The following is a 12909-nucleotide window of genomic DNA, read 5'->3' as shown; positions in this document are numbered from 1 at the left end:
GACCCGAGGACGGTCAGCCGGATCTGCATCGCCGTCAGCGGTCCCTTCTGCGCGGAGCGCAGTGCGCGGTGCGGGGCGCCCGGCGGGGGAGCGGCGGGACATGTCTGCCCGGTCAACCCCCCGCCCGGCACGGACGCTTCGTCCGTTCAGGTCTGCCGGAAGGCGGGGCTCCCGTCCCCGCCGTTCCGTACGGGTGCATCCTCGCACCTGTCGCCCGCGACACGCCCGGCACCCGACAGTAAATGATCTTGATTGCCGCGACCGCCCTCCGCTCACCGTACGGATCCGGCCACCCGGTCGAGCGAATGTCGCGGCAATTCCGGGGAAAAGGGCCTCCGGCATACGCCCCAAAACTCACTCTTCGTACAAATGTGCGGCAACCAACCTCCGTCGGCCCGCGTCCTCCACGGAGACACCCCCTAGAGTTGGGCCGGAAAACCCTCCGGACCCCATCCGGAAACCCACTCGGCGGAATCAGCCGGAAATCGACAGCAGGACGACAGCAGGGGAGCGCGAGACGTGCGGCCAGTCGGCAGCAAGTACCTGCTCGAGGAGCCGCTCGGACGCGGCGCCACGGGCACCGTCTGGCGTGCCCGCCAGCGGGAGACCGCCGGCGCGGAGGCCGCCGTCGCCGGCCAGCCCGGCGAGACCGTGGCCATCAAGGTCCTCAAGGAGGAGCTGGCCCAGGACGCGGACATCGTCATGCGCTTCCTGCGCGAGCGCTCCGTCCTGCTGCGCCTGACGCACCCCAACATCGTCCGCACCCGCGACCTCGTGGTCGAGGGCGACCTCCTCGCCCTCGTCATGGACCTGATCGACGGCCCGGACCTGCACAAGTACATCCGGCAGAACGGCCCCTTCAGCCCCGTCGCCGCGGCCCTGCTGACCGCCCAGATCGCCGACGCCCTCGCCGCCAGCCACGCCGACGGCGTCGTCCACCGCGACCTGAAGCCGGCCAACGTCCTGCTCGACGAGAGCAACGGGCAGATGAAGCCGATGCTCACCGACTTCGGCATCGCCCGCCTCGCCGACTCCCCGGGCCTCACCCGCACCCACGAGTTCGTCGGCACCCCCGCCTACGTCGCCCCCGAGTCCGCCGAGGGCCGCCCGCAGACCTCCGCCGTCGACATCTACGGCGCCGGCATCCTGCTGTACGAGCTGCTCACCGGCCGCCCGCCCTTCGCCGGCGGCACCGCGCTCGAAGTGCTCCACCGCCACCTCAGCGAGGACCCGCAGCGGCCCTCGTCCGTGCCCGAGGCGCTGTGGATCGTCATCGAGCGCTGCCTGCGCAAGGAGCCCGACGAGCGGCCGAGCGCCGAGAGCCTGGCCCGCGGCCTGCGCGTGGTCGCCGCCGGCATCCGCGTGCACTCCTCGCCCGACGAGGTCGAGGCCGCGCTCGGCGTCGGCGCGCTGCTCGCCCCCGACCCCTCGCCGGCGCCGGTCCCGGCCGCCGCCCCGCAGTTCCCCGGGAGCACCGCGCCGACCCAGGCGACGCCCGTGGGCGCGGCCGGGGACTACGACCCGAACGCCATGACCAGCGTGCTGCCCCCGGTCGACGGGGCGGACGCCACCACCGTGCTGCCGCCCGTCGCCGGCGGCCAGGGCGGCGCCCCCGACCCGACCTCCGTCCTGCCCCCGGTGCAGCGGCCCGACGCCCCGCACCCGTGGCAGTCGCAGATGGCGGCCGCGCGGGACCGCAACGAGCAGACGCAGATGCACTACCTCGACCCGAGCGAGGACCCCCTGCGCCGCCGCCCGCAGCGCCAGGCCCCGCCGCCCCCGCAGCACCAGCCTCACCAGCAGCCTCAGCCTCACCAGCAGCCGCAGTACCGCCCGGCTCCTCCGCCGCAGCAGCAGTACCAGCAGCCGCCCCAGTACGCGCAGCCCCAGCAGTACCAGCAGCCGCAGGCCTACCAGCCCCCGCCGCCGCCCCAGCAGCAGCCCTACCGGCAGCAGCCGCAGCCGCAGCCGCCGGTGCAGCAGCAGCCGCAGCAGCAGCGCCCGCCCCGGCAGCAGCAGCCCCCGCGCGAGCCCCGTCCGCCGCGTGAGCCGCGCCGCCGCAGCGCCAACCCGGTCCGCATCCCCGGCCTCGGCTGCCTCAAGGGCTGCCTCGTGCTGATCCTGCTGCTCTTCGTGGGCGGCTGGCTGATCTGGGAACTGACCCCGCTCCAGGAGTGGATCGGCACCGGCAAGGGCTGGTGGGACCAGGTGTGGAGCTGGGGCAGCGACATCGTCGACTTCGTCGGCTCGATCGGCGACAAGGCGAACGGCGGCGGCACCGGTTCCTGACGCCCCGGCAGTCGTCCCGACAGCCGTCCCGGCGCCCGTCCCGGCAGCCCCGCGCGACCTACGAAGTCGGTGCCGCGGAGGGCCCTTTCGGCCCTCCGTAGCGCCGACTTCGTTGATTTGTCGACATCCAGGACGTGATTTCGCCCGCAGAAGTGAAGGTCACCGCGATCCGGAGCGCCGGGCCCCCGTTCGGCCGCGTAGCTTTGGCACGTTACGCCAGCCGCTGAGGGAGCAGTCGTGGCACGGAAGATCGGCAGCCGGTACACAGCGCACCAGATCGTGGGGCGGGGCAGCGCGGGCACGGTGTGGCTGGGCGAGGGGCCGGACGGGCCCGTCGCCGTCAAACTGCTGCGCGAGGACCTCGCCTCCGACCAGGAACTGGTCGGACGCTTCGTCCAGGAGCGCAGCGCGCTGCTCGGCCTGGAGCACCCGCACATCGTCACCGTCCGCGACCTGGTGGTCGACGGCAACGACCTCGCCCTCGTCATGGACCTCGTCCGCGGGACGGACCTGCGCACGCGCCTCGACCGCGAACGGCGGCTCGCCCCCGAGGCGGCCGTGGCCATCGTCGCGGACGTCGCGGACGCGCTCGCCGCCGCGCACGCGGCGGGCGTCGTGCACCGGGACGTGAAGCCCGAGAACGTCCTGCTCGACATGCAGGGCCCCCTCGGCCCCGGCGGCGCGCACCCCGCGCTGCTGACCGACTTCGGCGTGGCCAAGCTCATCGACCACCCCCGCCGCGCCCCCGCGCCGCCCGGCGCGCGGACGGCGGCGCCCGCGACGCGGATCATCGGGACGCCCGACTACCTGGCCCCCGAGATAGTGGAGGGCCTGCCCCCGCGGGCGGCCGTCGACATATACGCCCTGGCCACGGTGCTCTACGAGCTGCTGGCCGGATTCACCCCCTTCGGCGGGGGACACCCGGGGGCGGTGCTGCGCCGGCACGTGACCGAGACGGTGGTCCCGCTGCCGGGGATCCCCGAGGAGCTGTGGCAGCTGATCGTCCAGTGCCTGGCGAAGGCGCCGGCCTCGCGGCTGCGGGCCTCCGAGCTGTCCGTACGGCTGCGGGAGCTGCTGCCGCTGCTGGCCGGGATGCCCCCGCTGGACGTGGACGAGCCGGACGACGCGGAGGGGCAGGAGCACGAGGACCCGTCCGCCCCGGAGGAGTCGGCCGCCGCGGATCCGGTGCGGCGGCGGGGGGTCGTGCCGCTGGTCCCGGGGTCCGCGACGGACTCCAACCGCGATACGCACACCTCCATGCGGGTGCCGACGCCGGACGAGCTCGCGGGCGGGGCGCTCGGCACCGCGCGCGTCCCGCGCCCGGCCGGCGGACACCGGCCGGGCACCGCCCGGCACCGGGCGGAGGCGGTGCGCAAGCGGCGGCTGGTGCTCTCGGCGTCCGCGCTGGCGCTGGCCGCCGCGGTGGGGGTGGGCAGCTGGCTGGCCGCCTCCGGCGAGGACGAGGCCCCGCCGCCGGCCGGCCCGTCCCACTCGACCCCGGCCCGCCGGTAGCCCCCGACGCCCGCCGCGCCGGCGGGGCTGTTCACAGCCCCGCCGGAGTTCGAGGCGCGGCGCCCCCGGGTGCCTAGACCAGCGACGGGTGCCAGCGCCGCGCCACGGCGGGGTGGGCGCGGACCCAGCCCTTGAGCTCGTTGCGGCCGTACTCCGCGTGCAGCGGGTTCGACGCGTCGTGCGCGACCCCCGGCGCGGACTCCAGGTACTTCCCGGGCACGGTCTCGACCACCGCGTCCAGCCGCGGGTTGTAGAAGAACGGCACCGAGTACCGCTCCACCGCCCCCGGCGGGCTGACCACCCGGTGGTCGGTGGCCACGAGGTACCCCTCCGTGGCGATCTCCAGCAGCTCGCCCAGGTTCACCACGAACGCCCCCGGCATCGGCGGGATGTCCACGAAGCCGCCGTCCCGGACGACCTGGAGCCCGCCCACCCCGTCCTGCAGCAGCAGGGTCAGGAAGCCGTAGTCCTTGTGCGCGCCGACCCCCTGGTCCGCGCCCGACGGGGCCGACCCGGGGTAGCGGATCAGCTTCGTGTGCAGGTGGGGCCGGTCCGCGAAGGCCGCGTCGAAGAAGTCCGGCGGGGCGCCGATCGCCGTCAGCAGCTCCCGCAGCAGCCGGTGCGCCACCGCCGCCAGCCGCTCCTGCCACCCCAGCACCGCCTCCCGCAGCTCCGGCAGCGAGGCCGGCCACTGGTTCGGGCCCTCCAGCCACAGGTACGCCGGGTCGCCCGGGCCCACCCGCGGCGCGGGCCGCTCCGCGCCCACGTCCAGCTGGTCCCGCCAGTCCGAGGCCCCGCCGGTCAGCTCGTGCCCGATGCGGGTGTAGCCGCGGAAGTGCGGGGAGTTCAGATTGCTCACGGCCAGCCGGTCGGCCTCCGGGAGCGCGAAGAAGGCCCTGGTCAGCTCCAGGATGCGGGCGGTCTCGGCCTCGGTTATCCCGTGCCCGGTCAGGTACAGGAAGCCGGTGTCGCGGGCGGCGGCGTGCAGCTGCTGGAGGAAGTCGTCCCGCTCGGCGGGGTCGTCGGCCCGCGAGAGGTCGATCACGGCGAGGGACGGGGAGGTGGTGGACGTCGAGGAAGAGGAGGAGGGGTGCGCGGACGGCATGACGGCTCCGTTTCGGATGTCACGGGGTCCTGTGCCCCAGAGATGGCGGGGCGGCGGGCAACGTGGAACGGGCCGCCGGCAGGGATGGCGCCGGGCGGACGTGACCGCGTACAGGACCGAAGTCGGATCGGGGTTGATCAGGCTTGTGCGAGGTCCGGCGGCAGACAGCTCGTGGTGGTGACACGCATGTGGTCCACATGGCGGCGCTTCACGAGTAGAACGGTCATACGGTGAGCGTACGCCCGTACCCACCCTCCTCCGAAGCCGTTGATCCGGCCTGGCCGGAGATGGCCGTCCGGGGACCGGCTACGCTGGACCCGTGGCAGTCGTCGATGTTTCCGAAGAGCTGAAGTCCCTCTCCTCGACCATGGGGTCGATCGAGGCCGTCCTGGACCTCGACAAGCTGAGGGCAGAAATCGCCGTGCTCGAGGAGCAGGCCGCCGCGCCGTCCCTGTGGGACGACCCGGACGCCGCCCAGAAGATCACGAGCAAGCTTTCGCACCTCCAGGCCGAGGTCCGCAAGACCGAGACCCTCCGCGGCCGCATCGACGACCTCGCGGTGCTCTTCGAGCTCGCGCAGGAGATGGACGACGCGGACACCCTCGCCGAGGCCGAGGCCGAGCTGGTGTCCGTCCGCAAGGCGCTGGACGAGATGGAGGTCCGGACCCTGCTCTCCGGCGAGTACGCCGAGCGCGAGGCCCTGGTCAACATCCGCGCCGAGGCCGGCGGCGTCGACGCCTCCGACTTCGCCGAGCGCCTCCAGCGCATGTACCTGCGCTGGGCCGAGCGCCACGGCTACGCCACGGAGATCTACGAGACCTCGTACGCGGAAGAGGCCGGCATCAAGTCGACCACCTTCGTCGTCAAGGCCCCGTACGCCTACGGCACCCTCTCCGTCGAGCAGGGCACGCACCGCCTCGTGCGCATCTCGCCCTTCGACAACCAGGGCCGCCGCCAGACCTCCTTCGCCGGCGTCGAGGTCCTCCCGGTCGTCGAGACCAGCGACCACGTCGAGATCGACGAGGCCGAGCTGCGCGTCGACGTGTACCGCGCCTCCGGCCCCGGCGGCCAGGGCGTCAACACGACCGACTCGGCCGTGCGCATCACGCACCTGCCGACCGGCATCGTGGTCTCCTGCCAGAACGAGCGCTCGCAGATCCAGAACAAGGCCAGCGCGATGAACGTCCTCCAGGCCAAGCTGCTCGAGCGGCGCCGCCAGGAGGAGAAGGACAAGATGGACGCCCTCAAGGACGGCGGCAGCTCCTGGGGCAACCAGATGCGCTCCTACGTCCTGCACCCGTACCAGATGGTCAAGGACCTGCGGACGGAGTTCGAGGTCGGCAACCCGCAGGCGGTCCTCGACGGCGAGATCGACGGCTTCCTGGAGGCCGGTATCCGCTGGCGCAAGCAGCAGGAGCAGCAGACCGCGTAAGCGCGGCTGACCGCACACGGCGAGGAAGGGCCCGGACACCCACGGTGTCCGGGCCCTTCTCTCTTGGCCTCTGATCGGGACGCGGCGCGGCTACGCGGTCCGGGCCACCAGTGCCAGCGCGGCCACCAGCACCACCATGAGCGCGATGAGCGCCATCGGATTCAGCCCTGCGAAGGGGCCCTCCTGCTGGAGGCGCTCCCGGTTCGCCCGGCACACCGGGCAGCGGCCCTGGCTGACGGGCGCGGCGCAGTTCGCGCACACGAGCCGGTCATATGTCATGCGCTCCTCCTCTCGTCCCCTCATGACGCTTAACGGCAAGGGGACCGAGTCCGTTCCCCCTACCACTGTGCCAGCTCCTTCGGCATTCGGCGCGGCCCGTCCGGACAAGAGCGGTCCGGCTCCCCCGGGAGCCGGGGATAAATCGGGCAACTCCGAATGCCGGGTCCCCACCTCGCGCCCGTTCGCGTATGGTCACGCACACCTACTCCCGGCGACCGTGGTGCACCCGTGATCCGATTCGACAACGTCTCCAAGTCCTACCCGAAGCAAACCCGGCCCGCACTCAGAGATGTCTCCCTCGACATCGCCAAGGGCGAGTTCGTCTTCCTGGTCGGCTCCTCCGGCTCCGGCAAGTCCACCTTCCTGCGGCTGGTCCTGCGCGAGGAACGGGCGAGCCACGGGCAGGTGCACGTCCTGGGCAAGGACCTCGCGAAGCTCTCCAACTGGAAGGTCCCGCACATGCGGCGCCAGCTGGGGACCGTCTTCCAGGACTTCCGCCTCCTGCCCAACAAGACCGTGGCCGAGAACGTCGCCTTCGCCCAGGAGGTCATCGGCAAACCGCGCGGCGAGATCCGCAAGGCCGTCCCGCAGGTGCTGGAGCTGGTCGGCCTCGGCGGCAAGGAGGGGCGGATGCCGGGCGAGCTCTCCGGCGGTGAGCAGCAGCGCGTGGCCATCGCCCGCGCCTTCGTCAACCGTCCCGCCCTGCTGATCGCCGACGAGCCCACGGGCAACCTCGACCCGCAGACCTCCGTCGGGATCATGAAGCTGCTGGACCGGATCAACCGGACCGGCACGACCGTCATCATGGCCACGCACGATCAGCAGATCGTGGACCAGATGCGCAAGCGCGTCATCGAACTCGAACAGGGCCGACTCGTACGCGACCAGTCGCGCGGCGTCTACGGCTACCAGCACTGAAAGGTCTCTGAGACGCCATGCGCGCCCAGTTCGTCATGTCGGAGATCGGCGTCGGCCTCCGCCGCAATCTCACCATGACCTTCGCGGTCATCATCTCCGTGGCCCTGTCGCTGGCCCTCTTCGGGGGCTCCCTGCTGATGCGGGACCAGGTCAGCGCCATGAAGGGGTACTGGTACGACAAGGTCAACGTCACCGTCTACCTCTGCACCAAGAACGACGCCATCGACGCCGCCGCGGGCAACGCCCCGGCGGCGGCCGGAGCCCCGGGCGCGGCCGCCGCGCCCGCCGCCGGGAACGGCAAGCCCTGCTCCAAGGGGGCGATCACGCCCGAGCAGAAGCAGGGCATCGAGCGCGAGCTCAAGAAGATGGACCTCGTCCAGAACGTCATGTATGAGTCCTCGGACGAGGCCTACAAGCACTACAAGGAGCGCTTCGGGCACACCGCCCTGGCCTCGGTCGTCACCCCCGACCAGATGCCCGACTCCTTCCGGGTCAAGCTGAAGAACCCGGAGAAGTACGACGTCATCACCTCCGCCTTCGTCGGCCGCGACGGGGTGCAGTCGGTGCAGGACCAGTCCCAGGAACTCGACAACCTCTTCGCCCTGCTGGGCACCCTCAACTGGGCCGCCCTCGGCATCATGATGATCATGCTGATCGTGGCGCTGCTGCTGATCGTCAACACGGTGCGCGTCTCGGCGTTCAGCCGTCGGCGGGAGACCGGCATCATGCGCCTGGTCGGCGCCTCCGGCTTCTACATCCAGGTCCCGTTCATCATGGAGGCGGCCGTCGCCGGCCTCATCGGCGCCGGCTTCGCCTGCGGGATGCTCGGCGCCGGCCAGTACTTCGTGATCGACCACGGCATCGCACTCCGCGACAAGCTCCAGCTGATCAACTTCATCGGCTGGGACGCGGTCCTCACCAAACTCCCCCTGGTCCTGGTCATCGGCCTCCTGATGCCCTCCCTGGCGGCCTTCGTGGCCCTGCGCAAGTACCTCAAGGTGTGACGAGCGCCCCCTGCCGGCTGCGGCCAACGCCGCTTGCGGCAGCGGGGCTTGTCCTAGACTCGGCCGCATGCCGGGTCTGCCCGCTCTCTGTCTCCGGCCCCGTGACCTGCGTCGCGGGGCCTTCTTAACGCTGCTGTTCGCCGTCTCCGTGGGGGCCGCGGCGGCCACCGGGTGCTGGGGCGGGCCCGAGGGCGGGCCGGCCGCCGTGCTCGCGAGTGCGGGGGAGCCGGAGCCGGGCGTCCCCGCGCCGGGGACCGCCGACCGGGAGGCCGTCGAGCGGGCCGCCGCCGAGGCCGTCGCCGAGGGGAAGTCCGGCAAGAAGGCCGCCCAGGAGGTGGTCAGCCGCAGCGGCGACCGCTGGGGCACCGTCTACGACCAGGGCGAGTACGCCGCCTTCGCCGAGGACCTCGACGGCCGCTGGACCGGCGTCGGGCTCTGGGCCGGCCGGCGCGGCGACGGCCGCATCGAGGTCGACCGGGTCCAGCCCGACAGCCCCGCCGCCCGGGCCGGTCTGCGCGCCGGCGACCGGCTGCTGAGCGTCGACGGGCGCGAGGTCAGCGGCCTGCCCGTCGCCGACGTGGTGGCCCGGCTGCGCGGCGAGGCCGGCACCCCGGTGGTCCTCGGCCTCAGCCGGGACGGCGCCCCCCTCAGCGAGACCGTCCGGCGCGAGCAGCTGCGCGCCGACCCGGTGACCGTACGCCGCCTCGCGGGCGGCATCACCGTGATCAAGGTGGCCTCCTTCACCCGGGGCTCGGGCGAGCGCGTCAGGGAGGCCGTGCGGGAGGCCCCGCCGGGCGCCGGGGTGATGCTGGACCTGCGCGGCAACCCGGGCGGGCTGGTCACCGAGGCGGTCGCGGCGGCCTCCGCCTTCCTGGACGGCGGGCTCGTGGCGACGTACGACGTACGCGGCTCCGAGCGCGCCCTGTACGCGGCCCCCGGCGGGGACACCGGCCGCCCCCTGGTGGCCCTCGTGGACGGCGGCACGATGAGCGCCGCCGAGCTGGTCACCGGCGCCCTCCAGGACCGCGGCCGCGCGGTGACGGTGGGCACCCGCACCTTCGGCAAGGGCTCCGTGCAGATGCCCACCCCGCTCCCGGGCGGCGCGGTGGCGGAGCTGACGGTGGGCACCTACCGCACCCCGGCGGGCCGCAGCCTCGACGGCGGGGGCATCACCCCGGACCTGGCCGCCGGCGACGGGGCCGAGGAGCGGGCGCGCACGGTATTGGGTGGCCTCGGGGTGGGGTCGTAGTGCGAAAATGACCGCACTATGGCTAAGGAAAAAGGGCGCAAGCTGATCGCCCAGAACAAGAAGGCGCGGCACGACTACGCGATCATCGACACCTACGAGTGCGGCATCGTGCTCACGGGCACCGAGGTCAAGTCCCTGCGCCAGGGCCGGGCCTCGCTGGTGGACGGCTTCGTGTCGGTCGAGAGCGGCGAGGTGTGGATGTACAACGTCCACGTCCCGGAGTACAGCCAGGGCACCTGGACCAACCACAGCGCCCGCCGCAAGCGCAAGCTCCTCATGCACCGCGAGGAGATCGACAAGCTGGAGCGCAAGGCGGACGAGTCGGGCCACACGGTCGTCCCGCTGTCCCTGTACTTCAAGGACGGCCGCGCCAAGGTCGAGATCGCGCTGGCGCGCGGCAAGAAGGAGTACGACAAGCGCCAGACCCTGCGCGAGAAGCAGGACACGCGCGAGACCCAGCGCACGATCTCGTCGATCCGCCGCAAGCAGCGGGGCACGGTTTAATCTCCTGGCACGCGGTGGTCCACTTCGCGTACCATGGCGTCAGCACCACCCCCCAGGGGGCGGCGCAGCTTGAAAAAACAACATGGGGATGATCGGTTTCGACAGCGGATGTCGATGCAGGGGAAGCGAGCCGAGGAAGCGGCAATGATCTCGCTAACCACATGTCGCAAAAAATAATCGCCAACTCCAAGAGCGATAACTCCCGCTTCACCCTCGCTGCCTAATAACAGTGAGCTGAAGCCTCTGTGAGGAGCGTCAGCCCGGAAGTGGTCCCGGTCCGGATCCTGGCGTCAACTAGGGATCTAAACCTCTAGCCCCGGTCACGGGGGTTGGAGGGAAACCAAACAGTGACTGAGCCCGTCGGAGACTTGTCCGTGTGATCTCCGGGGCCGAGAAAATCGCAGCGGACTGCGCTCGGAGAAGCCCTGCTTCTGCACCGTTGGACGCGGGTTCGATTCCCGCCATCTCCACTCATCCCATGTGGGCGAAGGCCCCCTGACCTGCGAAAACTTCGCGAGGTTGGGGGGTCTTCGTCATGTGGGAGCATGACGGGAGCACCACCCTTCCGGGGAGTGTGACGGGTGAGGTGGTGCGTCAGGTGCCTGGGTGTGGGGGCTGGGTACCGCCGGCGGTGATGACCTCGATCCCGCAACGCGGCTTCTGAACGCCTCGTTTGATGCGAGCGTCCGCCGTCAGCAGGGGGACGCCCAGTGCCTCTGCGAGCGCGACGTATGTGGCGTCGTAGGCGGAGAGGTTGGCGTACAGCTTTCGGATCCGGGGGACCAGCGGGCCCGTCTCGTGCCGGTGTACGCGCAGCCCTTGGTAGGTCTTGAAGTGCTCGTCGAGGCTCGTGGGGTCGATTTTGGCGCCGCGGGCCATGCCCAGGAGGGCGGACACGACCTCCGTGTCCAGGAGGTGGGGAGCGGCGAGAGTGTCTTCCTCGCCGATGCGCCGGCGGGCGGCGGCGCCAAGGGAGCCCCTGTCCGTGAGGAACAGGACCAGGGCGGAGGAGTCCACGACGATCAACGGCCCGCCCTGCCTGCGTCGATGACGTCGAGGACGTCCTGGATGTCGATGTCCTCCGTGGCGTAGCGCTCGGCGCGGTCGGCCATTTCGCCGAGCGTGGGCTGCGTGGCGTCTCTGGTGACGAGGTCGAGCAGGTAGCTCTGAAGGGACTGTCCGGCCTCGGCGGCGCGGACCTTTATACGGCGGGCAATGTCGTCGGGGACTTCCCGGATCGTGAATGCGGTCATGACTCCATTTTATCGTCAATGCAGTCACTTTGCAGTCGCCGGATAGGGGGTCGCGGCTCACCTGTGCTGTTCCTGTTTACGGCCGGTGGCTTCCGCACGAGGGCCGCCCACCATCCCGGTGGGCGGCCCTTCCGCATGCCAGGGGCCCTGTCGGGTGATGCTCCCCGTGCTCTCGCCGGGAGCACCAAGGCGTCTCGTTGATCGTTTAGGGTGGCGCGATGTTCGAAGGAAACCTGGTGAGACTGCGCGCGCTGCGCGCCGAGGACGCCGAGCACCACCTGCGGTGGCGCAACGACCCGGAGGTGGTGCGCCTGGCCTCGGCCGGTGATCCCTGCTTCGGGCCGGTCACCGCCGAGGCGGTCGGGCTCGGGTTCGAGCGGATGCTGCGGCTGGTGCCGAGGGAGTCGGCCGTGTTCACGGTCGAGGACCTGGAGAGCGGGCGGGTCATCGGCATGGCCGACTACCGCGACCTCGACCCCTACCTCGGGGTGGCCACGCTGGGCGTCACCATCGGCGAGCGGGAGTTCTGGGGCCGCGGCCACGGCCGGGACGCGACGCGGCTGCTGGTGGACCACCTGTTCGGGGCGTACGGGCTGCACCGGCTGGAACTGGACACCTGGAGCGGCAACGAGCGTGCCGTACGGGCCTTCTCGGGGCTCGGCTTCCGTGAGGAGGGGCGGTTGCGGGCGGCCGTGCTGGTGGCGGGCGAGCGCCATGACCGCGTGCTCTTCGGGATGCTGCGCGAGGAGTGGGCCGCCGGGCTCGTCTGAGGGGCGGAACGGGCGGGGGCCCCGCGGCCGGCCGGCCGCGGGGCCCTCGTCGTGTGCGGCCCGCCGGGCCCCGCCGCTGGTGCGGGCGGCGGGGCCGGCGGGGGTAGGGGGGTTAGGAGCAGTACGGGACCTTGTTGAGGTTCAGGGCGTAGCGGGCGGCGATCCAGCCGCGGCCGTCGGCGAGCTTGTACCAGATCGCGTTGTCGCCGACCTGTTCGCCGTCGACCTTGCACTGGAGCGCCACGACGGTGTCGTTCGCGACCTTGCCGGTCTTCGCGTAGCCCGTGCCGGGGCCGGAGCGGATGCCGAGGCCCTGGCCGCCGGTGACGATACGGGCCTTCGGGCCGCCCTTGCCGTGGTCGCCCTTGTCGCCCTTGCCGTGGTGGCCGCCCTTGCCGCCGTGGTCCTTGCCGCCGTGGTGGCTGCCGCACTTGCAGTCGCCGGGCTTGCCCTTGTCGCCCTTGTCGCCCTTGGGTCCGCGGTCGCCCTTCGGGCCCTGCGGGCCGCCCGGACCCCGGTCGCCCTTCGGGCCCTGCTCGCCCGGGTAGCCCTTCGGGCCGCGCGGGCCCTCGGGACCCTGCGGGCCGGCCGGGC

13 protein-coding genes and 1 other RNA gene are annotated in these 12909 nt (G+C 72.0%); 9 read left to right on the top strand and 5 right to left on the bottom strand.

Translation table 11 applies throughout. The annotated features are described in order from the left end of the window. Positions 1 to 519 precede the first annotated feature (519 nt). Positions 520 to 2289, top strand: a complete 1770-nt coding sequence (locus AB0O29_RS31060) for a serine/threonine-protein kinase (RefSeq protein ID WP_365158236.1) — start codon at positions 520 to 522, stop codon at positions 2287 to 2289. Positions 2290 to 2526: 237 nt separating this feature from the next. Beyond that, on the top strand, positions 2527 to 3801 hold the full coding sequence (locus tag AB0O29_RS31055; RefSeq protein WP_365158233.1) for a serine/threonine-protein kinase: 1275 nt from the start codon (positions 2527 to 2529) through the stop codon (positions 3799 to 3801). A 73-nt stretch (positions 3802 to 3874) separates the two neighbouring features. On the opposite strand, the gene AB0O29_RS31050 is transcribed toward AB0O29_RS31055, so the two are convergent. Further along, positions 3875 to 4906 carry a 2-oxoglutarate and iron-dependent oxygenase domain-containing protein gene (locus AB0O29_RS31050; RefSeq protein ID WP_365158231.1) on the bottom strand — a complete coding sequence of 344 codons (1032 nt, stop codon included), beginning with the start codon at positions 4904 to 4906 and terminating at the stop codon, positions 3875 to 3877. A gap of 319 nt (positions 4907 to 5225) precedes the next feature. On the opposite strand from AB0O29_RS31050, the gene prfB reads away from it, so the two are divergent. After that, positions 5226 to 6338, top strand: coding sequence for a peptide chain release factor 2 (gene prfB / locus AB0O29_RS31045; RefSeq protein WP_365158228.1), 1113 nt, complete (start codon positions 5226 to 5228; stop codon positions 6336 to 6338). A gap of 90 nt (positions 6339 to 6428) precedes the next feature. Here the strand turns inward: prfB and AB0O29_RS31040 are convergent, their stop codons facing one another. Beyond that, a complete protein-coding gene (locus tag AB0O29_RS31040; protein WP_344155544.1) occupies positions 6429 to 6617 on the bottom strand; it encodes a hypothetical protein in 189 nt (62 codons plus the stop codon). A gap of 228 nt (positions 6618 to 6845) precedes the next feature. Between AB0O29_RS31040 and ftsE the strand changes: the two genes are divergently transcribed. From ftsE to ssrA, 5 genes are all read left to right on the top strand, one after another. Next, positions 6846 to 7535, top strand: a complete 690-nt coding sequence (ftsE, locus tag AB0O29_RS31035) for a cell division ATP-binding protein FtsE (RefSeq protein ID WP_042810247.1) — start codon at positions 6846 to 6848, stop codon at positions 7533 to 7535. Between the two features lie 17 nt (positions 7536 to 7552). Further along, entirely contained in the window at positions 7553 to 8539 is a 987-nt protein-coding gene (gene ftsX / locus AB0O29_RS31030; protein WP_365158224.1) for a permease-like cell division protein FtsX, read from the top strand. 67 nt (positions 8540 to 8606) lie between these two features. Beyond that, complete coding sequence (locus tag AB0O29_RS31025; protein WP_365158221.1) at positions 8607 to 9788, top strand: S41 family peptidase; 1182 nt, start codon at positions 8607 to 8609, stop codon at positions 9786 to 9788. Positions 9789 to 9806: 18 nt separating this feature from the next. Then, the gene (gene smpB, locus AB0O29_RS31020) at positions 9807 to 10292 is read left to right on the top strand and encodes an SsrA-binding protein SmpB (protein ID WP_365158218.1); all 486 of its coding nucleotides are present in this window, start codon (positions 9807 to 9809) and stop codon (positions 10290 to 10292) included. An 84-nt stretch (positions 10293 to 10376) separates the two neighbouring features. Continuing rightward, positions 10377 to 10765, top strand: a transfer-messenger RNA (tmRNA) gene (ssrA, locus tag AB0O29_RS31015). Positions 10766 to 10886: 121 nt separating this feature from the next. Here ssrA and AB0O29_RS31010 read toward each other — a convergent pair. Both AB0O29_RS31010 and AB0O29_RS31005 read right to left on the bottom strand, forming a co-directional pair. Further along, positions 10887 to 11309, bottom strand: a complete 423-nt coding sequence (locus tag AB0O29_RS31010) for a type II toxin-antitoxin system VapC family toxin (RefSeq protein ID WP_365158238.1) — start codon at positions 11307 to 11309, stop codon at positions 10887 to 10889. Between the two features lie 5 nt (positions 11310 to 11314). Next, the gene (locus tag AB0O29_RS31005; protein ID WP_365158215.1) at positions 11315 to 11545 is read right to left on the bottom strand and encodes an antitoxin; all 231 of its coding nucleotides are present in this window, start codon (positions 11543 to 11545) and stop codon (positions 11315 to 11317) included. 218 nt (positions 11546 to 11763) lie between these two features. Here AB0O29_RS31005 and AB0O29_RS31000 point away from each other — a divergent pair, with 218 nt between their 5' ends. Continuing rightward, complete coding sequence (locus AB0O29_RS31000) at positions 11764 to 12315, top strand: GNAT family protein (protein ID WP_365158212.1); 552 nt, start codon at positions 11764 to 11766, stop codon at positions 12313 to 12315. 112 nt (positions 12316 to 12427) lie between these two features. On the opposite strand, the gene AB0O29_RS30995 is transcribed toward AB0O29_RS31000, so the two are convergent. Continuing rightward, positions 12428 to 12909 (bottom strand): SH3 domain-containing protein (locus AB0O29_RS30995; protein WP_365158209.1); only part of this gene is annotated, 482 nt, incomplete at its 5' end.

Origin of the sequence: Streptomyces sp. NPDC089915 (genome assembly GCF_040684675.1) — a bacterium.
Lineage (GTDB): Bacteria > Actinomycetota > Actinomycetes > Streptomycetales > Streptomycetaceae > Streptomyces.
The sequence above is the reverse complement of the archived record's forward strand: the minus strand, read 5'-3'. Positions and strand labels throughout refer to the sequence as shown.

Coding starts and splice junctions, on each gene's coding strand:
- AB0O29_RS31050 (WP_365158231.1), bottom strand. CDS start 4,906: ATGCCGTCCGCGCACCCCTCCTCCTCTTCCTCGACGTCCACCACCTCC.
- AB0O29_RS31040 (WP_344155544.1), bottom strand. CDS start 6,617: ATGACATATGACCGGCTCGTGTGCGCGAACTGCGCCGCGCCCGTCAGC.
- ftsX (WP_365158224.1), top strand. CDS start 7,553: ATGCGCGCCCAGTTCGTCATGTCGGAGATCGGCGTCGGCCTCCGCCGC.
- AB0O29_RS31025 (WP_365158221.1), top strand. CDS start 8,607: ATGCCGGGTCTGCCCGCTCTCTGTCTCCGGCCCCGTGACCTGCGTCGC.
- smpB (WP_365158218.1), top strand. CDS start 9,807: ATGGCTAAGGAAAAAGGGCGCAAGCTGATCGCCCAGAACAAGAAGGCG.
- AB0O29_RS31005 (WP_365158215.1), bottom strand. CDS start 11,545: ATGACCGCATTCACGATCCGGGAAGTCCCCGACGACATTGCCCGCCGT.
- AB0O29_RS31000 (WP_365158212.1), top strand. CDS start 11,764: ATGTTCGAAGGAAACCTGGTGAGACTGCGCGCGCTGCGCGCCGAGGAC.